Below are 22,257 nucleotides of genomic sequence, written 5' to 3' on the forward strand. Positions count from 1 at the left end.
AGCTACCCGCCGTCAGAAGGCGGTGGCCGGAGGCACAGTCTAGTAGATGCTCGAATACCACCAGGTTTGCCACCCGGTACGGGACGAATGCGGCGTAACGGCTGTGCATCGGCGGAAGCGCGGCAAATAAGACAGAGCTATGGTGGCACGGGGAGTCGGACCGGGCAGGGTCCGCCGGAACAGACGCAGCGAGGCGATCGTGTTGTCAGGTCAGAGGAGGGTGTACCGCAGTTGAGTACCCATGTTCTCCGCTGCGACGGTGCGCCCGTTCCCATCGCATTGGCCTCACTGCCCACCACCCAGACCGCCGCCATCCCGGACCCGGCAGATCTGGACGAGCTGCTGCCCGTCATGGCCGCCGACAGTTTGCCGCGCCTCATCGTGCTCGGTGAGGACGCCGGACTCGCGGCCGTACTCACCCACCTCATGCGCACCGAACGGCTCAACGTCGAAATCGGGTTCGTCCCCGTCGACCGCACCTACGGGTCGCGCGCCTACGAGACCGGCACCGGCAATGCCGCCGCCAAACGCGCGCTCGAGGGCAAGGCCATGGAAACCCCGCTCATCCGCGACGACACCGGCAAGGTGCTCATCGGCCGCGCCACCCTCACCGGGCCGCGCGGGGAGAAGCTCGAAGGCGAAGCGTACGTGGACGACACGCGGCTGTTCACCGGAAAAGTGGCGGCCCTGCACGTTTCGCCCACACTGGAGATGCCGGGCCTGCACGCCACCGTGGTGCGCGGGCTGCGCAAGAAGAAGTGGGTCGAAGGCCGCGCCATGCAGTTGGGCACGCGCGGCGGCATCGTCACCCGCGACGGCGTCACCACCGACAAACCGGTGCGGCGCTCCACGTTCTACCGGCATCACGAACCGTGGCTGCTGGTCCGCTGAACCGCTTCCGGATCGAAAACCGGAGTCCCACACTAGGAGTCCGATGAACTACCCGCAGGTGGGCCGTGCGCACGGAGCCGTGCGGCCGAGTCCGGTCTTCCTGGCCGTCGTCCTGATCACCGTGCTGGGCGGGGCCGTCGCCTGGGACGCACCCGAATGGGATTCGGTGCAGGCCAAGGTGGGCGTGTTCATCCTCGTGGTGGCGGGATGGATCGTGTCCATCTGCCTGCACGAGTTCGCGCACGCGTATGTGGCGTGGCGGGCCGGGGACCGGGATGTGGAATCGCGCGGGTACCTGACGCTCAACCCGATCAAGTACTCGCATCCGCTGCTGTCCATCGGCCTGCCGATCGTGTTCATCGCGCTCGGCGGCTTCGCGCTGCCGGGTGGCGCGGTGTACGTGCACGCACACAATTTCAGCCCGCGCACGCAGCGGATCCTGAGTGGCGCGGGGCCCGCGGTGAACGCGGTGTTCGCGATCGTGCTGCTGGTGATCATCCGGATCTTCGGGAGCGTGAACGAGCACGAGGCGTTCTGGTTCGGGCTGAGTTTCCTTGCGTTCCTTCAGATCACGGCCACCGTGCTGAATCTGATCCCGGTGCCCGGGACGGACGGGTACGGGATCCTGGAGCCGTCGCTGAGCTACGAGACGCGGCGGTCCATGGATCAGATCAAGCCGTACGGCGTGCTGCTGCTGGTCGCCGTGCTGTTCTTCATTCCGCAGGTGAATCGGGCGTTCTTCGAAGGCATCTACGCGCTGTTCGATCTGTCGGGGGTGCCGTCGTGGTGGTCGGCGCTGGGCAGCACGCTGGTGCGGTTCTGGAGCTGAGCGTCCCCGGACAGGTGAAGGCCGGGTTTACCCCTCGCGAACCCGGCCTTGTCGTGAACGGTAGAGGCGTACAAGGGGATACACCCGAGTAGCGGACTACTCGAAGATCGAAGAATCCCACGGGGGGATCGGCTCAATCGATGGGCGTCACATAGGGGTTGTCGACGGTCGGCGGTAGCAGGGCCATTGCCGAGAGTCGGCGGACGCCGCACACCTGCATCAGATCGACCACGATCGACCGCAGCTGCGCGAACACCACGTGCGCGGAGATACCCGCACCGGTCACCAGATCCTTCGTCGCGCCCTTGCCGACCGTGCGCAGTACCCGCGACGCCTCGGCCGGATCGGGTTGTTCGTCCGGGTCGGCGAGCATCATGCGGCGCACCACGTCCACGGCCTGACCCAGCTTCTCCACCTCCTGGATCAGACGCGGATCAAGCACCTCGTCGTCCCGCACCGAGCTCAGGGCGCGGCGCAGCAGCACCCGCGTATTGCGGATCGCGTTGTCGAGCGGATCGGCGGCGGCCTGCAGGCGTGCCAGGCGTTTACGGGAATTCCAGTACATCGGGGAGATCAGGATGATCTCCGAACCACCCGCCAGGGAATTGCGCAGCGCGTCGATGGCGGGCTGGGTGCCGCGCACCGATTCCAGGGCCTGCTTTATCTTGGCGGCGTCGTGCTCGAGCAGGCCGTCCGCGCATTCGGTGAGCGCCGCGCCCATCACGGCGAGGATGTCGGCCGCCTGCTGCCTGGCCCGGCGCACCGGATGCAGGGGAAGCGCCGCCACCACAACGATTCCCACCAGACCGCCGACCAGGGCGTCCACCATGCGCAGGCCCGAACCACCGGAATGCGGGGGCAGCAGGGTCGCCACCAGGACCGCGGAACTGGCCGCCTGCATGGTGATCACCGGGCCGCCGTCCAGGAACACCGCGGTGCTCATGGCCACCACGACCAGCACCATGATCTGCCACCAGCCCGTCCCCACCTGGGAGACGAACAGGTCGCCGATACCGATGCCGACCGCGACGCCGACGATCAACTCCACCGCACGGCGCAGACGCGCACCGAACGAGACGCCGATGGAGATCATGGCGGCCATCGGCGCGAAGAACGGCTGCGCGTGACCGATCACGTGATGCGCGATGAACCACGCCAGGCCCGCGCCCACCGAACACTGCAGGATCGGCAGCAGCGACGACCGGACCCGTTTGGAGGCACGGCGCACTCGGGTGCCGACGCTGTCCTTGGCGGCGTCGAAGGTGTCGGCTAGGCCACTGGTCAAATCAGTCGAGGCCGAGTTCGGCGGCGGCGCGCGGGTCGCAGTCCTCGAGCAGGTCCAGGCAGCGGGCGAACTCGTCGCTCTCGCCGATGGCGCGGGCGGCCTTGGCCAGCGCGCCGACGCTGCGCAGGAAACCCTGGTTCGGTTCGTGGCTCCACGGGACCGGGCCGAAACCCTTCCAGCCGTTGCGGCGCAACAGATCCAGGCCGCGGTGGTAGCCGGTGCGGGCGAAGGCGTAGGCGGCGATGATGTCGGCGTTCACGTCGCCTTCGGCGGCGTCGCCGCGCTCCAGCGCGCCCTCGGCGAGGTAGGCCCAGGCGATGGAGGCGGTCGGATGCGCGGCCGCGACCTGGACCGGATCCTGCTTGTTGAGCAGCGCCTCTTCGGCGTCGATGTTTTCCGGGAGCAGTACCGGCTGCGGTCCGAGCAGATCGCCGAAGGAGGTCATGCCGATCATTGTGCACCGAGTCCGCAATTGCTCAGTAGGCTGACTGGTCGAATCACAGTTCCGCCGAAGCGAGGGGTAGCGCGTGTCCGACTCGAACGACGACCAGCAGCCACAGAACCCTGCCCACCCGGCTGCTCCGGGCACCCCGGACTCGTCGCGCACCCCTGCCGAGTCGCCCGACCCCAGCCCCACCGCCGCCACCGAGGTCATCCGCCCCGGCGCCGCAGCCAATCCCGCACCCCCTCAGCCCAACCCGCCACGCCCGGGCTTCGCCACCATCAGCTACGAACCCCCGCAGCCGGGCCAGCGCGGCCCGGGTTCCGGCGGCGCGCAGGGCAGCGGCGCGCAGGGAGGCGCGCAGCAGCCCGGTGGCGCGGCACGCGGTACGAACGCCACGCCCGGATCGAGCGGCAACGCTCCACAGCAGCCAGGCGAGGCGCAGCGCGGCGCAACAGGTTCCGCACCCGCGCCGGGCGGCGGCGCGCAGCAGCCGGGCGGTGGCACGCAGCGTCCGGGCAGCGGTGCGCAGCAATCCGGCGGCGGTGCGCAACAACCCGGCGGCGGTGCGCAGCAGGCGGGCGGCGCGGATGCCAACGCCTTCGAATCGACGGTCCGCTACGGCACGGGTTCCGCAGCCGGCCAGAACCCGCCGGCCGAGGCGGCACAGCCCGCCCCCGACAACGCGGCCACCACCAAATTCCAAGCGGTCCCCTCGGTTTCCCGCGCCGCTCAGTCGGCGAACCCGGCACCGGACGCGACCGCTCCGGTGGGCAGCGGACCGGCCGCCGGAAAAGCGGCCGCCCCCAGCGGATCCGGCGCTTCGCCCACGGATATCACCGCCCCGGATGCCGCCAAACGCGACGCGGCCGGTGCCTTCGCGCCTTCCCCCGGTGGCGCAGCCGCACCCGAAAACGACTCAGCCCCTTCGGGATCCGCCGGAAAACCCGCCTCGCCCACGACGGGCGCAGGCTCCGGCAGCGGCTCGGCACAGAGCGAGGCCGCAGCGAATTCCAGCGGCGGACAGCCCGACGATACCTCACCGGACAGTGCTGCCGATGAGACAAAAACCGTTGCCATGCAGCAGGTTCCGGGCGCGGGTGACGCGACGACCGTGATGCCGGTGGTTTCGCCGGACACGGCGACGGAGAAGCTTCGGACCTCGCCGCAGCAGGGTGCGCGGCCGATGAGCAAGCCGCCGGTGACGCCGCGGGTCAATGCCGGGCCACGCAATGTCGCCCCGGGTGGGCCCGGACAGGGCGCGGGTGGACCGGGTCGGCCCGGACAGGGACCGGCCGGACCCGGCGCTGCCGGACATGGGCCGGGCGGAGCCGGAGCTCCGGGCGGAGCCGCGGGTACCGCAGGACCGGGTGCCCCCGGTGGTCCCGCACGGCCGGGCGGGTCGGGTGCCGCTGCCGGTCAAGCAGGCCCAGGTGCCGCAGGCGGTCCCGTAGGGCCGGATGGACCGGGTGCCCCCGGCGGTCCCGCAGGGCCGGGTGCCCCTGGCGGTCAAGCAGGGCCAGGCGGACCGGGTGCCCCCGGGGCTCCGGGTGGACCGGGCCGAGGTGGCGCGCCGGGGCGTCCCGGTGGATCGCCGCAGGGACCGGGTGGACAGAGTGTCGACGGGGGTGTCGAGGAGACGCGGCCGTCGCCGCCTCGGCCGCCGGTGCCGCCGCGTCGTCCTGGCACGGCGCATTCTCCTGCCGACGTGCAGCCGACCATGCCCGGACAGTCGATGCGCGGGCCGCGCGCGGTCCAGCCGGGCGGGCCGGGAGCTCCGGGTGGGCCGGGTCGTCCAGGACAGCCGGGCGCGGATGGTTCGCAGACACCCGGTGGTCCCGGGAGGCCGCAGGGCGCTGGAATGACCGGCCCCGCCGGGGCGGGCAAGAGCGGACCGCAGGGTCCCGGGCCTGTTCAGCAGGGTCCTCGCGGACCCCAGGGTCCAGCGGGCCCGGGCGGCCCGCAGGGGCTGGGCAAGGGCGGATCCGCAAACGCCGGGCAAGGTGGCCCGCAGGGGCCGGGCCTCGGCCAGAGCGGGCCGGCAGGCGCTGGGCAAGGCACGCCGCAAGGTCCGGGCCTCGGTAAAGGCGGGCCCGCAGGCGCTGGGCAAGGCACGCCACAAGGTCCGGGGCTCGGTAAGGGCGGACCCGCAAACGCCGGACAGGGTGGCCCGCAGGGGCCGGGTGTCGGGCAGGGGGGTGCCGTGGGTGGTGCTGCGCTCGGAAAGGCTGGGGCGCAGGCTGGTTCGGCGGCTGGGCCGGTGCTGGGGAAGGCCGGGCAGGCGGGGGTGCCGGGTGGGGGTGTTGCCGGGGCGGGTGACGCTGCCCAGGGTGGGGTCGCGGATGCGGCGCGGGTGGCGCCGCCGCGGGCGATGGCGCAGCCGCAGCGGGTTCCGGCCGCCGGGGAGTCCGGCGGCGGTGAGGCCGCGGTGGCGAAGGAGCCGAAGAGCAAGAGGGCGTTGGTGATTGCCGCCGCGGCCGTGGTGGCGGTGCTGGTCATCGGTGGGGTGCTGTTCGCCGTGCTGAAGAATCAGAGCGACAATTCGCCGCAGGCTCAGGTGAAGAAGGCCATTTCGACGTATACCGATGCGTTGTCGGCCGGGGATCTCGACGGGTTGCGGGGAATCACCTGTGGCACGCAGCACGACTTCTATCAGAATATTTCCGCGGAGCAGTTCGCCGGGGTTTATCAGACCTCGAAGGAGCAGAAGAGCATTCCCGTGGTGAAGAGTGTGGACGCCGTCCAGATCACCGGGGATACGGCGTTGGCGCAGGCCACCGTGTATACCGAAGCCGATCCGGGGAAGCAGTCGGCGCGCACGTTCGACCTGCGGAACACCGATGGCGGCTGGAAGGTTTGTGATCCGGTGACCTCCGGTCAGTAAACGGTCGCGCTCCCGGCTGCGATTCAGTAGCCGGGGGGAAGTTGTTCACGCTCGCCCCGCGATGAACATCACATATACCTGGTCAACGGTCCGACACGCCGGTAGCATGGCGCGGATTGTCTGGGCCAGCCACGACGGCTCGTCGATGCCGGGGCGGCTCCACGCCGCTGTTGTCGCGTCGACGCGAATGTGGCTCGAGCCCACCAGGTTTCGATTGCAGGGAGCTGAACACCATGCCGGAAACGGCAGAGGCGGCCACGGCCACCGCCACCGAACTGGTCGGACGGCACTTCCGTGTCCGCGACTACTACGACGTGGGTCGCGAGAAGATCCGCGAATTCGCGCGCGCCGTGCGCAACAACCACCCGGGCCACCACCACGAGGCCGACGCGCAGAAGCTCGGCTACGACGGCCTGATCGCCTCGCCGACCTTCGCGTCGGTGATCGGCGCGGCCACCACCCGGTCGCTCATCGGCAGCGTGCTCACCGAGTACGACGTGTCGCAGATCCTGCAGACGGATCAGGTGTTCGAGTTCCTGCGCCCGGTGGTCGCCGGCGACCGGCTCTCGGTGGATGTCACCGTCGAGCAGATCCGCTCGTTCGGCGACAACGACTTCATCACCGTGAAGGTGACGCTCGCCGATGTGCTGGGCGTGCCGGTGCTGGTGTCGACCACCACGATCGTGGCCCGCAAGGGCGTCGAGATCGATCCGGCGACCGTGGAGACGGTGTCGGGCGTGGTCATGCACGGCCATGTCACCAGCGACTCCGATATCGCCGATCCGAGCGGCCTGGTGCTGCTCGCGCCGGAGGAGGTCGCGGAGCTCGCGGCTCCCGCCACGCCGAAGCCGGTACACACGGTGCCCGCCGCGGCCGCGGTGGCCGCCGGTACCGAGTTGCCCGCCGCGCAGGTGCCGGTGACGCGCGGCGACCTGGTGAACTACGCGGGCGTGTCCGGCGACCCGAACCCGATCCATTTCAGCGATGTGGCGGCCAAGCTGGTCGGCCTGCCGACCGTGGTGGCGCACGGCATGCTCACCATGGGCTTGACCGCCGGCTACCTGATCGACTGGCTGGGCGACCCGACCGCGCTCACCAAGTTCAGCGTGCGGTTCTCCGGTTTCGTGCCGGTCGAGCCGACCGCGCCGACCATCGTGGAGTTCACCGGCAAGGTGAAGTCAGCCGATACCGAAAAGGGCACGGCCACTGTGGTTCTCGGCGCGACCTCGGAGGGCAAGAAGCTCTTCGGCCGGGCGGTCGCCGAGGTGCGGCTGTCCTGAGCCACCTGCTCCGAGACTGAGGGCGGTCGTGCGATGCGCACGACCGCCCCTTTTCGTGAAACCGCAAGGACAGCAGTCGAATCGAACCCGGCGCGGCCCGCTCGCTACACCTTCAGCACCCGCGTGGTCGCCGCGCTGACGCGGTGCCCACCACGGCTCTCCGCGCGCAGCCGGGCGATCGGCTTCCCGTCTCTGTCGACGAGTGTCGAGCGGGGTTCCGCTTCGGCGAAAGCATGCCGTTCGCCCCATTGCCGCAGTGCCACAACAACTGTGAACAGGTCCCGCCCGGCGTCGGTGAGTTCGTAGCTGTGCCGTTTGCCGCCCGGGGGCGTGGTCGTGGCGAGGATGCCGTGGTCGACGAGTTTGCGCAGTCGGTCGGTGAGGATGTTGCGGGCGATCCCGAGTCGCTGCTGGAAGTCGGTGAAGCTGGCGGCTCCGTCCATGGCGTCGCGCACGATGAGCAGGCTCCAGCGGTCGCCGACCAGGTCGACGGTGCGCGCGACCGGGCAGGTGGGGTCGGTCCATTCGCGGGCGGACCCGGGCGTCGCGGTCATGCGCACCTCCACAATCGGTTGCAATTCGAAACCATTATGCCTTACGTTGAATTGGTTTTGTTTTGCTACCAATTGGAGGCGTGGTGGGAACAGCGATCTCTGCGGCGGGCACGGCGATCTCGACAGCACAGCGGTTCGTGCTGGCGCTGGTCTGCGCGGTGGCCGTCTCGACGATCTACGCGATCCAACCGGTACTCGAAAAGGCCGGTGCGGAACTGGGCTTGGCAAGCCAGACCCTGGGCGTACTGGTCGCGGCAGGCCAGATCGGCTACTTCGCGGGACTCGTCCTGCTCGTGCCGCTGGGCGACCTGCTGAACCGACGGCGGCTGATCATCACCTATCTGCTGCTCACCGCCGCGGGAGCGACCACCACGGCGCTCGCTCCGAACGGCGTGGTCGCGGTGGCCGGGCTGGCGGTCGCGGGCCTGTTCGCGGTGGTGGTGCAGGTGACGGTCGCCTACGTCGCGGCGGTCTCCCCACCGCGGGAGCGCGGCCGCAATATCGGCGCGGTCACCTCGGGCGTGGTGCTCGGCATCCTCGGCGTCCGCATTCTCGCCGGCGCACTCGGCGATACGGTGAGCTGGCGTGCCGTCTACGTGGTAGCGGCCGTGCTCTGCGCGGCGCTGGCCTGCATCGTCCGGGCAACCCTCACCCCCGACATCCGAACCGCCGCTGTCGGCGCGCGATATCTACACGTCGTGGCGACCATGGCCGCACTGGCTCGTGGTGACAGCCTGGTGCGGAGCCGCGGATTGATCGCGCTGTTCCTGTTCGCCGCGTTCGGAACCCTGTGGAGCGGCCTGGCGCTGCCGCTGAGCGCAGCGCCGTGGCGTCTCGGAACCACGGAGATCGGGCTGTTCGGGCTCGCGGGACTGGCCGGTGCGCTCGGTGCGGCCCGCACCGGGCGGTGGGCCGATCGTGGTCGAGCCCAGGAGGTTTCGGCTGCCGGGCTGGTGCTGCTGACCGTCTCGTGGCTGCTGATCGCCTGGATCGACACCAGCCTGTGGCCGCTCGTGATCGGCATCGTGGCACTGGATTTCGCTGTCCAGGCCGTGCATGTGAGCAGTCAGCATCTGCTGACCACCGCGCATCCGAACCGGACGAGCAGTGTGATCGCCGCGTACATGGCGTGCTACTCACTCGGTTCGGCGCTCGGCGCGCTCACCACCACCTGGCTGTACAGCGCGTGGGGCTGGGCCGCCGCGTGCTGGTCCGGCGCGGCCTATTCCCTTGCCGCGCTGGCCGTCTGGGCGTCGACCCGGCCCCGGGTTCACTCCACGCGTGCGCCCATGAGGTAGACGTTGTAGTCGTTCCAGGTCGACATGGTGAAGTACATGTCGTTGCCCTCAGACCACGGGTGGATGAATCCGCCGTACAGTTCCGGGAATTGGAGTGCGCTGACCGTCGGCGTCCCCGGCGACCACACGCCCTGTGGCGAATCCGATTCGCGCACAACGATGGCCGCCTTGGAGGTGTCGAGATAGCTCATCTGCCAACGGTTCCGGGCCGCGTCGTAGCGTACGGAGAGTTCCCCGGCGGGTCCTTCCACGACCGGTGTCGCGGATTTGTGCCCGCCCACCGAGGTCCAGGTGCCGTCGCTCCAGTACTGGTAGGCGGTGGGGTTGAGCACCTGGTCCTTGGGCACGCGGGCCAGGCCGACAGCCGCCAGCCTGGTGCTCGGCGTCCCGAACATGTACACGTAGTCGCCCTGCGGCACCATGGCGCTCACCTGGAACGAGCTGAGCCCGAAGATGTTGTCCCACTTGGCGTGCGCGTCCTTGATCCAGTGCTCGCCGCCGTCGTCGGAGTACGCGATGCCGCCGTAGTTGGTGAAGAAGGTGCCCGGCACGCTGTTCCAGGTGCGAATCGACATGTAGCTCATGTACTGCCGGTCGCCGAGCGCGAAGCCGGAGGTCGGGATCGTGGTGATCTCGACATTGTCCAGCTTCTTGCTGCCCAGCAGTTCCGCTGCGTGGCAACGACTGTCGGTGACCATGCGGTCGAAGGTGACGCCGTCGGTCAGATCGCGGTCGCTGCTGAAGGCGAGCAGGTTGGAGCGCCAGTCGTCGCCGAACCCGCCCGGCGGATGGAAGTTGGCCCCGACCGTGTCACCGAAGGCGATGGCCACCTCACCGGGTTTGGATTCCCAGAAGATGCCCAGGTCGGTGCCCTGCACCTGCCAGCGTTTGTCGGTGCGGTTGATGGAGTGCGCCCCGGTGAGCTTGGCGACCTCGCGGACCTGTGACACCACCGGCGCGGGCCGGGCGGGTGACTGCGGCGCGGGTTCGGTGACCGGGTCCGCGGGTTCGGGCGCGGGCGGCTGCTGTTCCGGATTCGGGTTGGGGAACGCGAAATTGAACGGTTGCGGCCGCAGGATGAGCCGTGGGATCCCCAGCTGCTCGAACACGCTGGGCGGTGTGGGCGGGCCGTCGGTGAGGTCCGGGCACGGGTTGACGCACGGGTCGGACGGCAGCTCCATCTTCACCCGGGTGGGGTTCACCTTGGCCGGTCCGGGATCCACCGTCACGGCCGGATAGTTGATCGGCACCTCGAGCGTTTTGGGGATCAGTGATTCGTGGACGGGTTCCGGGTCCGTGAGGCAGGGTCCGATTCCTGGAATCCCTGTGCCGGGCACGGGATCCGCGATCGCGATCGCGCCGTCCGCGCCCACCAGTACGCCTGCTCCGAACACCGCCACTCCCGCAGCTGCCAGCAGCCGCTTGGCCATGCATCAACCCTCTCGATAATCGGGCTCATCGGACACATCCGGCGGGAACCCTACCCCCGGTGCACGGCAAACCGTCGGCACTCGCCGAATTCGGTACGAATCGATAGCTCAGCGCAGGGCTTGGAAGATCAAAAGTGTCGAGCCGATGCGGATGGCGTCACCGTCGGCGAGCACGGCCCCGCTCTCGATGGGCTCCTCGTTGATGAACACGCCGTTGGCGGAGTGCAGATCCTTGATGAGCAGTCCGGCCCGGCTGGGCGTGATGTGCGCGTGGTACCGGCTGGCCTTGGGATCGTCGAGCACCAGGTCGTTGTCGGTCATGCGGCCGATCTTCAAGCCGCCCACCGCGATCGGCACGGTCCGGCCGTCGGCCAGGCGCAGTTGCCCGGCGCGGACGGCGCGCGGCATCTCGGTGACGGTCTCGGTCATGGCCTTGGCGATCCGCTCGACCTCGGCGATCTGATGGGTCTGCAGCGACTCCTGCCGCAGTACCCGGCCTTCGAGCGCGATCAGCGCGGGCCCGGGGTCGATGCCGAGCTGATCGGCGAGCACGGTGCGCACCCGGCGGCACGCGTCCAGCGCGTCGGCCTGCCGCCCGGACAGGTACAGCGCGGTGATGAGCTGCACCCACAGCGGTTCCCGCAGCGGATGCGCGTTGGTCATCGACACCAGCTCGCCCACCACGGAAGAAGCCCGCCCGCAGGCGATTTCGGCGTCGATACGGGCGGAGGCGACGAGCAGCCGCTCCTCGTCCATGGCGGTGGCGAAGGTTTCGGCGAAGGTCAGCCCGGACAGGTCGTCGAGCGCCCGGCCGCTCCATTCGGCGAGCGCGTCACCGTAGAGCCGGGCGGCCCCTTCGTGATTGCCGATCGCGGCGGCTTCCTGCCCGGATCGGCGGATGGATTCGAAGCGCCCGAGATCGCAACCGGCGTCGTCGATTTCGAGGCGGTAGCCGGAGGATTCGGTGCGCAGCAGCGCCACCGGGTCGATCCCGGCGGTGCGCAGCGTGCGCCGGATGTTCGAGACGAACACCTGCAGGCTGGCCTGATACGAATCCGGCGGATCGTCGTTCCAGACGATGTCGGCGAGCGCCTGTGAGGACACGGCGCGCCGCCGATTCACGGTCAGCGCGGCCAGCAGGGCGCGCGGCTTGGGGCCGCCGACCGGCACAGACCGGCCCGCGACCAGCAATTGCACGGGGCCGAGGACCCGTACATCGACACTCATGGCCACCTCGAGGACACTTGGCGGCGCGCACCACCGCAACTCTTCACCGGGGATCCCAAGGCTTCTCTCAGGATCCCGGTGTACGAGCTTACTTGGCGCTGATCGAACGTCCCGCAGACTTCAGGTCGTTGCAGGCCTCGACGACGCGCGCGGCCATGGAGGTCTCGGCCTTCTTCAGGTAGGAGCGCGGGTCGTAGACCTTCTTGTTGCCGACCTCGCCGTCGATCTTCAGGACGCCGTCGTAGTTGCCGAACATGTGGCCGGCGACCGGGCGGGTGAAGGCGTACTGGGTGTCGGTGTCGACGTTCATCTTGACCACGCCGAACCGCAGCGAGTCGTCGATCTCGGACTTCAGCGAGCCGGAGCCGCCGTGGAAGACGAAGTCGAACGGCTGCGCACCGGCGGCCAGGCCCAGCTTGGCGGCCGCGACGCGCTGGCCCTCGGCGAGCACCTCGGGCTTGAGCACCACGTTGCCCGGCTTGTACACGCCGTGCACATTGCCGAAGGTGGCGGCGAGCAGGTACTTGCCGTTCTCGCCCGCGCCGAGCGCGTCGATGGTCTTCTCGAAGTCCTCGGGCGAGGTGTAGAGCTTGTCGTTGATCTCGGCCTCGACGCCGTCCTCTTCACCGCCGACGACGCCGATCTCGACCTCGAGGATGATGTTGGCGGCGTGCGCCTGCTTCAGCAGTTCCTTGGCGATCTCGAGGTTCTCGTCGATCGGGATCGCGGAGCCGTCCCACATGTGCGACTGGAACAGCGGCAGGCCGCCGTTCTTCACGCGCTCGGCCGAGATGGCCAGCAGCGGGCGCACGAAGGTGTCGAGCTTGTCCTTCGGGCAGTGGTCGGTGTGCAGCGCGATGGTGACGTCGTACTTGGCGGCGACGACATAGGCGAACTCGGCGAGCGCGACCGCGCCGGTGACCATGTCCTTCACGCCCAGACCGGAACCGAATTCGGCGCCGCCGGTGGAGAACTGGATGATGCCGTCGCTACCCGCGTCCGCGAAACCCTTGATGGCCGCGTTGATGGTCTCCGACGAGGTGACGTTGATCGCGGGGAACGCGAAGGAGTTCTCCTTGGCCCGAGCAATCATCTCGGCGTAGATCTCCGGAGTCGCGATGGGCACAATGACCTCCACGTTGTGTGTGCTTTGTGTACGACAAAATTCTGTCAGCCCACACCATAGGGCAGGCCGGTTTTTCTACGAACGATGCCCTCGGATCCCTGACAACATTGTGAGCTTGCTTCGACGTTCGGTGTGATGTGGGAAGGGGCGGTACTGTGGTGGCCGTGACCTTGCTGGCTGCCACCGATACCGTGACAACCCTGTCAATGCCCCAGTTCTTGGACCCCATGTATCTCCTTACGGAGTCATGGTTGAAGAACGCGGTATTGCCTGCGATCTTGGTCATCGTCTTCATCGAGACCGGTTTGCTGTTCCCCCTGCTGCCCGGCGATTCGCTGTTGTTCACCGGCGGTCTGCTGGCGGCGCAGGCGAATCCGCCGGTATCCATCTGGGTGCTCGCCCCCGCGGTCGCGTTCACCGCGTTCGCCGGTGACCAGTGCGCCTATTGGATCGGCCGCAAGGCATTCGGCGCGGCGCTCTATCACCGTGAGGACGGGCGCTTCTTCAAGAAGAAATACATCACCGAATCGCACGCCTTCTTCGAGAAGTGGGGTCCGGCCGCGATCATCCTGGCCCGCTTCGTGCCGATCGCCCGTACCTTCGTGCCGGTGCTGGCCGGTGTGTCCGCGATGGACTACAAGAAGTACGTCTCCTTCGACATCGTCGGCGCGATCCTGTGGGGCGGCGGCGTGACCGTGCTCGGCTACTTCCTCGGCAATGTCGAATTCATCAAGACCAATGTCGAGGCGATCTTCCTGCTGATCGTGTTCGTCTCGATCCTGCCCGGCATCATCACCGTCGCGAAGAACATGCTGCAGCGCGGCACCAAGCCGGAGCCCGAGCAGGCGGAGTACGTGGCCTCGTCGAACGAGCCGAATCGCTGAGTCGCCGGTGTCCGCCCGCCCGCTAAATCTCGCCTTCAGCAGCTTCGGCCCGCTGGAGACCGCCGGACCGGTCCTGGTCTGGACGGTCGTGCTCACCTTCGTGTTCCTGGAGTGCGCGTTCATCATCGGGCTGTTCCTGCCCGGGGATTCCATGCTCATCACCGCCGGTGTCGTGCTGGCCTCGCAGGTCAACGGCGAGGGGCATGTGTGGGCGCTGTCGCTGGGCACCATGATCGCCGCCATCGCGGGTAATCAGGTGGGCTATGTCGTCGGTGAACGCACCGGCCATCATCTGGTCGCGCGCAAGAACGGCAAATACATCAATACCCAGAACCTGGCCCGGGTGACGGAACTGCTGCAGCGGCACGGGTTCCTGGCCGTGCTGGTGGCGCGCTGGATTCCGTGGGTGCGCACGCTGTGCCCGCTGGTGGCGGGCGCGGCGGGGATGGATCACCGCAGGTACACGATCGCCTCCACCATCGGCGCGATCATCTGGGCGCCGGTGCTGCTGCTGATCGGGTACTACGCGGGCAGTTTCATCGAGGACATGTCGTGGCTGATGCCCGCGGTCATCGGCACGCTCATCGTGGGCCTGGTGCTGGGCACCATCGTCGGGATCCGCCAGTACCGGCTGGAAATGTCGCGTCCCACCGAGGATTTCGACGTCGAGGTCTCCGAGACCGCGGGTTCGGCGAATCAGCAGCGCTGATTCTCAGAGCCCGGCGGCGGTGACGGTGTGCGCCGCCTCCATGAGCTTCCAGCCCGAAAGCTGAACGGACAGATCGCGTTCCGGGGTGCGGGATGCGGACACCGAACCGCCTCCGGTGGCGTGACCCGCACCGGAGATGCCCGGTAATCGGGCGGGTTGCCGCCAGTCCGGGCCGAACAGCGGCTCGCCCTCGACCTCCAGCCGGTTCTCCCAGGCGGCCTTGGCGGAATTGCGGACGATGGCGGCCGCGCGTTTGCGGGCCTGCACGTGCTCGTGGGTCTCGCCCGGCAGCATGACGGCCGCGAGCGCCAGGTAGCGGATGAGGATGCCATTGAACAGGCCGCCGTCGCCACCGCCGCCGCCGACGACCACGCCGCCGCTGATCATGTGCTCCTCGATGGCCTCGAGCAGGCGCAGGGCGCGTTCGGCGTGCCGGATCTCGCCGGTGTGCACGGCGAGTTCGGTTTCCAGGCCGAGGACGACGCCCTGGCAGTAGCTGTAGACGGGCCTTTCGATTTCCCCGGCGGGCAGGTGGATGCCGTCGAAGATGAGCCCGGTTTCCTTGTCCCGCAGGGTGTCGTCGAGCCAGTCGGCGATCTCCTGGGCGCGGGTGTAGCGGCCGAGCCGGGCCATGGCGATACCGACCGGACCGTTCGCGGGCGCGTTGTAGAAGTCCGAGCCCTTGCGCCACGGCACGCCACCGCCGACCTGCGGGGCCCACCCCGCGTACAGCTCCTTGTCGAGGGCGACCAGCCCGCCGCGAGCCTCCTCGATGCCCTGCGTCCGCTCGGCCCGCTCCAATGAGATTGCCAGCCAGGCCATGTCGTCGTAGTAGCGGTTGGTCCAGCCGGTGATGTTGCGCAGCCGGATGGACCGCACGATCGCGGCGAGTCGCCGCCGGCGCGCGGGGGTCGGCTCCCGGTTCGCGGCGTCCACCGCGCAGTCCACCAGATGCGCCTGCCACCAGTAGTGCCAGGACGCGAAGGTTCGCTCCCGCTTGGTCGGCGGCCAGCCGGGCACTCCCAGCGCGGTACCCGGCAGCGCCCACAACGCCCGCAGATGCCGGGACACGATCGCGGATTCCGCCAGATCGGCCCGCTCCGACCAGAGCGCAGCCGTCGGCTCGATATTGCGCCCGGTCCGCGATGTCATGGAAACCATCGTGCCCCACAAGCCGGGTCCGAAGTGGCTGATTTGTTACCTCTAGCGGTTCCCGTGTCCGACGGAATGTGTGTGTTCCGGCCGCGATCCGCTCACCAGGCGGTATGCAGATCCGCGTGCTGGCGGATCCAGGCGTGCATCGCGATACCCGCCGCGACACCGGCGTTGATGCTGCGGGTGGAACCGAACTGGGCGATCGACACCGTCTGCAGCGCGGCGTTCTTCGCGGCCTCGGTAACGCCCGGACCCTCCTGACCGAACAGCAGCAGGCAGTCGCGCGGGAGGGTAGCGGTCTCCAGCGGCACCGACCCCGGGACGTTGTCCACCGCGACGACCGTCAACCCGTGTGCCGCCGCGTAGTCGAGCAGATCGGCGATATCCGGGTGGTGCACGATGTGCTGATAGCGGTCGGTGACCATCGCGCCGCGCCGATTCCAGCGCTTGCGGCCGACGATGTGCACGGCCGCGGCGGCGAAGGCGTTCGCGGTTCGCACGACGGTTCCGATATTCGCGTCGTGCCCGAAATTCTCGATCGCCACATGGAACGGATGCCGCCGGGCGTCGATATCGGCGACGATCGCCTCCCGCCTCCAATACCGGTAGGCGTCGACCACATTGCGCCGATCGCCGTGCGCGAGCAGTTCCGGATCCAGGCGCGGATCCTCCGGCGGTTCGGTCCCGAACTCGTCCCGCCAGGGCCCGACACCGTGCGGATGCTCACCCCATTCGGTGGGGCCGGGGTCGAGCTGGTCGTCGGCGGGCGCGGAACTCACCCGGGTCATCGTAGTGGCGGGCCGCGGGCCGCCCGATCAGTAGGCGGCCGTGCTCGCCAGCCCGCCGATCATCAGCACGATGAAGAAGATGACGAACCCCACGATGGTGAGCCCGAGCAGCACCGTGGAGATGATGCCGCAGATGTATCCGGCCTGCACCTGTCCGTAGCCGCCGAGCGCGCCGTTGGCCTCGGCGATCTCGCGCCGCGCCTTCGCACCCATGTTCCACGCGAACGGCCCGAGCAGCAGCGGCAGCGCGCAGGTGAACGCGCCGACCAGGCTGACGATGCCGAGCACCATGATCGTGGTCGCGCTGGGATGGTCCGGCGGCCGCACCGGGTAGACGGGATAGCCGGGGTACGCCTGCTGCGGATACCCCTGCGGACCGGAGAACGCCTGCTGGCCGGGGCCTTGATAGCCGCCGTAACCCTGATCGCCGTGCAGGCCCGGACCTGCCGGATACCCCTGGCCACCAGGCATGCCGGTGGCTCCCGGATAGCCCTGGTCGCCAGACATGCCGGTGGCTCCCGGATAGCCCGGATCAGCGGGGTGCCCCTTATCGAAGGGATTGTCCTGCGGCGGATAGCTCACGCCACCATGCTATTTCGCACGGTCCACGGCGGCGAGCCGGTTTCCCCTGTGCATCCGCGATCATGGTGGGGCCAGCCACACCCCCGATCCACCGGGCTGCCCGATTCCGGCGCGCCCCCGCCACCGGCGACGATGGAAGCATGAGCGAACCGGCAGGCGAACCGACCCTCGTGCTCCCGATGCCCGATCAGGAAGCTGTGATGTCACACCAGGAACCGCTGTATCAGGGACCAGTCGAAGAGCGCCGTGGCACGCAGGGAGTGTGGCGCACGATTCTGCTGGCGCCCTTCCAGGCGCGCACATGGAAGGAACTCGCGTACCTGTTCGCGGCGCTGGTGCTGGGCTCGATGGCATTCGGCTATGTGCTGTTCGTCTTCGGTGGCGGCCTCTATATCTCGGTGTTCCTCATCGGTATCCCCGTGCTGGCGCTGACGCTGCTGGGCGGGCGGATATGGGGGCGCGTCTACCGGGCGCTGACCCGCGGTCTGCTGGACACGAATCTGCCCGAGCCGCCGCCGTTCACGCCGCGGCGCGGATTCTTCGGCTGGCTGCGCAGCGCGTTCACCGATCTGGCGTCCTGGCGAGCCATGGCCTATCTGGTGATCCAGGTGCTGGTCGGCGCGGTGATCGGCTACATCGCGCTGGTGTTCGTGGCGATGACCGCGTTCACCGCGATCTCTGTCATCCCGTGGGCGATCTTCCGTCCGATGAATGTGGATGCCGATGGGGTGGAACGGCATTCGATGTTCCAGTTCGGCAGCTTCTACATCGACACCTGGCCGCGCGCGCTCATGATGTCGGCGGTGGGTCTGGTGCTGTGCTTCACGCTGCCGTGGCTGATCCGCGGACTGTGCATGGTGCATCTGGCGCTGTCGGCGATGCTGCTCACCCCGACGAATCGGGATCGGCGCATGATCGAACTGCAGGAGAGCCGCCGCGCCGCCGTCGAGGATTCCGCGTCGACCCTGCGCCGGCTGGAGCGCGATCTGCACGACGGGACGCAGGCACGGCTGGTCAGCATCGCCATGGCACTGGGCCGCGCCGAGGAACGGATCGCGACCGGCGGCGATGCGAGTGAGCTGATCGCGCAGGCGCGGTCGGGATCCAAGGAGGCGTTGACCGAGTTGCGGGAGCTGGTGCGCGGGATTCATCCGCCCGCGCTGGATCTCGGTCTCGAACCCGCGCTGGAGACCCTGGCGGCGCGCTGCGCGGTCCCGGTGGAGCTGCGGGTGCTGCTGCCGAACCGGCCGAGTCAGGCCATCGAGGGCATCGCGTACTTCTCGGTCGCCGAACTGCTCACCAATGTGGTCAAGCATTCGGGCGCGAATCGGGTGTGGGTGGCGGTGCTGCCGTCCGGTTCGGATTCGATCGCGGTGAGCGTGCGCGACAACGGGCACGGCGGGGCGCTGCAGCCGATCACGCCGAACGGTGAAACCGTTGTGGCGGGCGGTCTTTCGGGGCTGGCGGCGCGGGCGCGCGCGGTGGACGGCACACTCACCGTGGACAGCCCGTTCGGCGGCCCCACGGTGGTCACCCTGATCCTGCCGATCGCCGGTCCGAAATGATGTCCCCCATGCCCGACTCGAATCCCGCCGACGCGATGGCGGACCGCCCGGTGGCCGACCGGAATCCCACCGGCTCGGCGGCCTCGGCCCCTCCGGCGGCCCCGGTGTTGCGCGTGGTGATCGCCGAGGACAATGCGATCCTGCGGGACGGTCTCACCTCGTTGCTGGTCGAACGCGGGCACGAGGTGGTGGCCACGGTGAGCGATGCGACCGGTCTGTCCGCCGTGGTGGCCGAGCACCGCCCCGATGTCGCCGTGGTGGATGTGCGCATGCCGCCGACCTTCACCGACGAGGGCCTGATCGCCGCCCTCGAACTGCGCCGCAGCCATCCCGGCACCGGCGTGCTGGTCTTCTCGCAGTGGATCGAAACCCGCTACGCCACAGAGCTTCTCGCTTCCGGCGCGGGCGGCGTCGGCTATCTGCTCAAGGACCGCGTCGCCGATATCGCCGATTTCGTGGATGCCCTGCAGCGCGTCGCCACCGGCGGCACGGCCCTCGACCCGGAGGTGGTGAGCCAGCTGATGGGCGCGGCGCGGCAACAGGATTCACTCACCCGGCTCACCCCGCGCGAGCGCGAGGTGCTCGAACTGATGGCGCAGGGACTGTCGAATTCCGCGCTGGCGGAAGCACTCAGCGTCACCGAGCGCGCGGTGGAGAAGCACATCGGCAATATCTTCACCAAACTCGATCTGCCGCCCTCGGATCTGCACCATCGCCGGGTGCTGGCCGTTCTGCGACTCAAGGGTTGAAACGTCGCTGTGCGGTTGCGGGCCGTGGAAGACTGGGTGTATGCGTCGGACGAGAATCGCGGATGCGCCGAATTCGGTTGTACCCCGGCCTGATCACCTCTTGACGCTGTCCGAATGGTCGCAGCTGCCGGAGGACGGCAGGTGCTGCCGGGAGCTGGTCGACGGCGTGCTGCTGGTGGTGCCGCAGCCGCCGCGGCATCAGCTGGCGGTGTGGCGGCTGGCGGCGCAGCTGGAACCCGCGCTACCCCCGCCGCTGGCGGCGCTGGCGCGGATCGAACTGGTGGTGGACGACGGCACGCCGCCGACCGTGCGGGTGCCGGATGTGCTGGTCGTGGGTGGTGCGGCCGGGGCCGCGCATGCGAGCCGGGTGCGGCCCGCGGATGTGGTGGCGGCGATCGAGCTGGTGGCGCCCGGATCGCGGCGGACGGATCGGATCATGAAGTTCGCCGAGTACGCCGAGGCCGGGATCGAGCACTACTGGTTATTGGATCTGGATGATCCGGTGCGGCTCACCACGAATCGGCTCGACGGGACACGATACGAACCGACCGGTGAGTACACCGGCACGGTCTCCCTGGATCTGAACGGGACCGCGGTGGCGCTCGACCTCAACGCGCTCACCGCATTGCGCTCGAGCGTCTGAACCGGCCACCCCGCACGGCATTCCGGCCTATCCTGGAAGTCTGAAAAGCCGTGGTGGAGGGTCTGTATGAACCACGCGCGCACCGCCCATACCGTGCTCGGAGTGATCATCGCGTACGTGATCGCACTCTGTCTGTGGGTGCTGCTGATCGTCCCGCACACGCCGCCCGGCACGATTCCCCTGCAACTCATCGTCCTGGTCGGACTGTTCGGCAGCTTCATGGGTATCGGACTGATGCTCGGTCAGGGGCCCACGCTGTCGGACCGCCGACTACTCCGATACGGGCGCGAAGGCTGGGCGAACATCGAAGCGGTTCACCCGCTGCACCGCACCGACCACTGCACCGAACTCACCGAAATCGACCTCGAACTGGTCGTTCCGGGCTCGGAAACCTTCCACGGCAGCATCCGGTTCGAAGTCGAACCCATGCAACGCCAGAAGTTCGCTGTGGGCCAGACACTCTCGATCCGCGTCGACCCGCACAACCGCGACCGCATCATCCTCTGCCTCTAGGCGCTCGCCGACACCCGGGTGCGCTGCGCGGTGCCGCGGCGCGCACCCGGGTGAAAGGCGAAGTTTCAGTACCATCACTGGTCATGACCACCGCTGATGTGACGCCGGACGAACGCAAAGAGGCGCCGCTGCTGCTCGACACCGAGCCGCCGCGCACTCTGAGCTTCAGCGACCAGGCGGCGTTCTGGCTGAATCTCGGCGTCAGCCTGATCGGATTCAGCGGTGCCGCGGTGGTGCTCATGCCCTCGGGCGAGCCGCCCGGTCTGCCGATCGCAGGCGCTTTGCTGGCCACCCTGGTCGGTACCGTCGCCGGTATCGCCATGGTCGCGGGCACCGGAGCGGTCGGCGCGAGAACCGGCGCACCCGCGATGGCGGTACTGCGCGGATTGTTCGGAACGCGGCTGTCCTATCTGCCGACGGTCGCCAATATCGTGCAGTGTGTCGGCTGGGGCGTCTACGAGCTCACCGTTATCGCCCTGGGCGTTTCGGCGCTCACCGACGACCGGGTGCCGCACGCGGTGGTGATCATCGCGGCCGGCGTGCTGACCACGGTGATGTCCATCTGGCCGCTGCGCGTCCTGCACATCCTGCGCAAGTACATCTCGGTGGCGGTCGGAATCGCGCTGGTGTACTTCACGATTCAGCTGCTGCGCCAGCCCGTGCCGGAGCCGGTGGGCACCGACTGGAGCCAATTCTTCCCGGCCGTCGACTCCACGCTGGCGGTGTCGGTGTCGTTCGTGCCGCTGGCCGCCGACTACACGCGGCACTCCCGCTCGGCGCGGACGGCGGCGGGCGCGACCATGGCCGGCTACTCGGTGGCCCAATTCTGGTGCTATTTCCTGGGAATCGTCGCAATCCTGCAGGCGGGCAGCGTCGATCGCATCTTCGACACGTTCCTGGGCGTGACGGCGGGCTGGGTGTTCTTCGCGGTCCTGGTGCTGCGGGAAACGGATCAGTCCTTCGCCAACGTCTATTCGACGGCCATGTCGATCCAGAACCTGCTGCCCCGGGTGGACCGGCGGCTGCTGGCGGGCGCGGTGGGCGTCCTGGTCACCGCGCTGGCCCTGCCCGTCCGGGATTTCAGCGGCTACGCGAACTTCCTGGTGCTGATCGGTTCGGTGTTCGTGCCGCTGGCCGCCGTGCTCATCGTCGACTACTTCTTCGGCCGGGGCCGGCGCGGCTGGGACCTCACCCAGGACGCACCGGCACGCTGGGTGATGCTGCTGCCGTGGGCCTGCGGGTTCGTGACATATCAGCTGTTCAACCCGGGTTACATCAGCTGGTGGAAGGACTTCTGGCTGCAGGTCCGCGACGCCGTCGGCCTGGAGCCGGGCTGGTGGTCCTCCGCGTCACTGTTCGCCTTCCTGGTGGCCGCGACGATCACCGCGGTGCTGGTGCTCATCGAGCGCCGGAGGGGCTGACC

General features: G+C 68.7%; 24 protein-coding genes. 13 read left to right on the top strand and 11 right to left on the bottom strand.

Annotated features, from left to right (window positions below):
- Window positions 1-231 precede the first annotated feature (231 nt).
- Window positions 232-891, top strand: coding sequence for a hypothetical protein (locus JK358_RS00580; protein ID WP_201942054.1), 660 nt, complete (start codon window positions 232-234; stop codon window positions 889-891).
- Window positions 892-934: 43 nt separating this feature from the next.
- Window positions 935-1,720, top strand: coding sequence for a site-2 protease family protein (locus tag JK358_RS00585; RefSeq protein WP_201942057.1), 786 nt, complete (start codon window positions 935-937; stop codon window positions 1,718-1,720).
- Window positions 1,721-1,853: 133 nt separating this feature from the next.
- Here the strand turns inward: JK358_RS00585 and JK358_RS00590 are convergent, their stop codons facing one another.
- Genes JK358_RS00590 through JK358_RS00605 form a run of 4 tightly spaced genes read right to left on the bottom strand, consistent with a single transcriptional unit; the run spans window position 1,854 to window position 4,665 of the window.
- Window positions 1,854-3,005 (bottom strand): FUSC family protein, encoded by a 1,152-nt coding sequence (locus JK358_RS00590; RefSeq protein WP_201942060.1) that lies wholly within the window; start codon window positions 3,003-3,005, stop codon window positions 1,854-1,856.
- A 1-nt stretch (window position 3,006) separates the two neighbouring features.
- Complete coding sequence (locus JK358_RS00595; protein ID WP_201942064.1) at window positions 3,007-3,450, bottom strand: DUF3151 domain-containing protein; 444 nt, start codon at window positions 3,448-3,450, stop codon at window positions 3,007-3,009.
- 52 nt (window positions 3,451-3,502) lie between these two features.
- A complete protein-coding gene (locus JK358_RS00600) occupies window positions 3,503-4,153 on the bottom strand; it encodes a hypothetical protein (RefSeq protein ID WP_201942068.1) in 651 nt (216 codons plus the stop codon).
- A 26-nt stretch (window positions 4,154-4,179) separates the two neighbouring features.
- Window positions 4,180-4,665 carry a hypothetical protein gene (locus JK358_RS00605; protein WP_201942070.1) on the bottom strand — a complete coding sequence of 162 codons (486 nt, stop codon included), beginning with the start codon at window positions 4,663-4,665 and terminating at the stop codon, window positions 4,180-4,182.
- A gap of 26 nt (window positions 4,666-4,691) precedes the next feature.
- Between JK358_RS00605 and JK358_RS39805 the strand changes: the two genes are divergently transcribed.
- The 3 genes from JK358_RS39805 (at window position 4,692) to JK358_RS00620 (ending at window position 7,611) form a co-directional block, all read left to right on the top strand.
- Complete coding sequence (locus JK358_RS39805) at window positions 4,692-4,901, top strand: hypothetical protein (RefSeq protein ID WP_201942073.1); 210 nt, start codon at window positions 4,692-4,694, stop codon at window positions 4,899-4,901.
- Between the two features lie 749 nt (window positions 4,902-5,650).
- Window positions 5,651-6,331 (top strand): Rv0361 family membrane protein, encoded by a 681-nt coding sequence (locus JK358_RS00615; protein ID WP_232850786.1) that lies wholly within the window; start codon window positions 5,651-5,653, stop codon window positions 6,329-6,331.
- Window positions 6,332-6,564: 233 nt separating this feature from the next.
- Window positions 6,565-7,611 carry a fused (3R)-hydroxyacyl-ACP dehydratase subunits HadA/HadB gene (locus JK358_RS00620; RefSeq protein WP_201942080.1) on the top strand — a complete coding sequence of 349 codons (1,047 nt, stop codon included), beginning with the start codon at window positions 6,565-6,567 and terminating at the stop codon, window positions 7,609-7,611.
- 104 nt (window positions 7,612-7,715) lie between these two features.
- On the opposite strand, the gene JK358_RS00625 is transcribed toward JK358_RS00620, so the two are convergent.
- The gene (locus tag JK358_RS00625; RefSeq protein WP_201942083.1) at window positions 7,716-8,165 is read right to left on the bottom strand and encodes a winged helix-turn-helix transcriptional regulator; all 450 of its coding nucleotides are present in this window, start codon (window positions 8,163-8,165) and stop codon (window positions 7,716-7,718) included.
- Between the two features lie 83 nt (window positions 8,166-8,248).
- On the opposite strand from JK358_RS00625, the gene JK358_RS00630 reads away from it, so the two are divergent.
- On the top strand, window positions 8,249-9,463 hold the full coding sequence (locus tag JK358_RS00630; protein WP_307817204.1) for an MFS transporter: 1,215 nt from the start codon (window positions 8,249-8,251) through the stop codon (window positions 9,461-9,463).
- Here JK358_RS00630 and JK358_RS00635 read toward each other — a convergent pair.
- From JK358_RS00635 to fbaA, 3 genes are all read right to left on the bottom strand, one after another.
- Window positions 9,436-10,893, bottom strand: coding sequence for a glycoside hydrolase family 183 protein (locus JK358_RS00635; RefSeq protein WP_201942086.1), 1,458 nt, complete (start codon window positions 10,891-10,893; stop codon window positions 9,436-9,438). The genes JK358_RS00630 and JK358_RS00635 overlap by 28 nt on opposite strands.
- Window positions 10,894-11,001: 108 nt before the next feature.
- A complete protein-coding gene (locus JK358_RS00640) occupies window positions 11,002-12,120 on the bottom strand; it encodes a BTAD domain-containing putative transcriptional regulator (protein ID WP_201942089.1) in 1,119 nt (372 codons plus the stop codon).
- Between the two features lie 88 nt (window positions 12,121-12,208).
- Window positions 12,209-13,246 (bottom strand): class II fructose-bisphosphate aldolase, encoded by a 1,038-nt coding sequence (fbaA, locus tag JK358_RS00645; RefSeq protein WP_201942092.1) that lies wholly within the window; start codon window positions 13,244-13,246, stop codon window positions 12,209-12,211.
- Window positions 13,247-13,452: 206 nt separating this feature from the next.
- Here fbaA and JK358_RS00650 point away from each other — a divergent pair, with 206 nt between their 5' ends.
- Complete coding sequence (locus tag JK358_RS00650) at window positions 13,453-14,130, top strand: DedA family protein (protein ID WP_201943695.1); 678 nt, start codon at window positions 13,453-13,455, stop codon at window positions 14,128-14,130.
- A gap of 7 nt (window positions 14,131-14,137) precedes the next feature.
- On the top strand, window positions 14,138-14,839 hold the full coding sequence (locus tag JK358_RS00655) for a DedA family protein (RefSeq protein ID WP_201942096.1): 702 nt from the start codon (window positions 14,138-14,140) through the stop codon (window positions 14,837-14,839).
- Window positions 14,840-14,842: 3 nt separating this feature from the next.
- Here the strand turns inward: JK358_RS00655 and JK358_RS00660 are convergent, their stop codons facing one another.
- The 3 genes from JK358_RS00660 to JK358_RS38875 all read right to left on the bottom strand — a co-directional run bounded on the left by JK358_RS00660 (window position 14,843) and on the right by JK358_RS38875 (window position 17,364).
- Window positions 14,843-15,991, bottom strand: coding sequence for a glycoside hydrolase family 76 protein (locus JK358_RS00660; protein WP_201942100.1), 1,149 nt, complete (start codon window positions 15,989-15,991; stop codon window positions 14,843-14,845).
- Between the two features lie 101 nt (window positions 15,992-16,092).
- The gene (locus tag JK358_RS00665; RefSeq protein ID WP_201942103.1) at window positions 16,093-16,782 is read right to left on the bottom strand and encodes a TrmH family RNA methyltransferase; all 690 of its coding nucleotides are present in this window, start codon (window positions 16,780-16,782) and stop codon (window positions 16,093-16,095) included.
- Between the two features lie 27 nt (window positions 16,783-16,809).
- Window positions 16,810-17,364 (bottom strand): DUF4190 domain-containing protein, encoded by a 555-nt coding sequence (locus JK358_RS38875; RefSeq protein WP_232850560.1) that lies wholly within the window; start codon window positions 17,362-17,364, stop codon window positions 16,810-16,812.
- Window positions 17,365-17,504: 140 nt separating this feature from the next.
- Here JK358_RS38875 and JK358_RS00675 point away from each other — a divergent pair, with 140 nt between their 5' ends.
- The 5 genes from JK358_RS00675 to JK358_RS00695 all read left to right on the top strand — a co-directional run bounded on the left by JK358_RS00675 (window position 17,505) and on the right by JK358_RS00695 (window position 22,255).
- Complete coding sequence (locus JK358_RS00675) at window positions 17,505-18,929, top strand: sensor histidine kinase (protein ID WP_201942105.1); 1,425 nt, start codon at window positions 17,505-17,507, stop codon at window positions 18,927-18,929.
- Window positions 18,930-19,033: 104 nt separating this feature from the next.
- Window positions 19,034-19,678 (top strand): response regulator, encoded by a 645-nt coding sequence (locus JK358_RS00680; RefSeq protein WP_443677898.1) that lies wholly within the window; start codon window positions 19,034-19,036, stop codon window positions 19,676-19,678.
- A gap of 100 nt (window positions 19,679-19,778) precedes the next feature.
- Window positions 19,779-20,321, top strand: a complete 543-nt coding sequence (locus JK358_RS00685) for a Uma2 family endonuclease (protein ID WP_201942108.1) — start codon at window positions 19,779-19,781, stop codon at window positions 20,319-20,321.
- 66 nt (window positions 20,322-20,387) lie between these two features.
- Window positions 20,388-20,834, top strand: coding sequence for a hypothetical protein (locus tag JK358_RS00690; protein ID WP_201942111.1), 447 nt, complete (start codon window positions 20,388-20,390; stop codon window positions 20,832-20,834).
- Between the two features lie 83 nt (window positions 20,835-20,917).
- Complete coding sequence (locus JK358_RS00695; protein WP_201942114.1) at window positions 20,918-22,255, top strand: purine-cytosine permease family protein; 1,338 nt, start codon at window positions 20,918-20,920, stop codon at window positions 22,253-22,255.
- The last annotated feature ends 2 nt before the right edge of the window (window positions 22,256-22,257 follow it).

It is taken from the genome of Nocardia acididurans, assembly GCF_016741815.1.
GTDB classification, from domain to species: domain Bacteria; phylum Actinomycetota; class Actinomycetes; order Mycobacteriales; family Mycobacteriaceae; genus Nocardia; species Nocardia acididurans.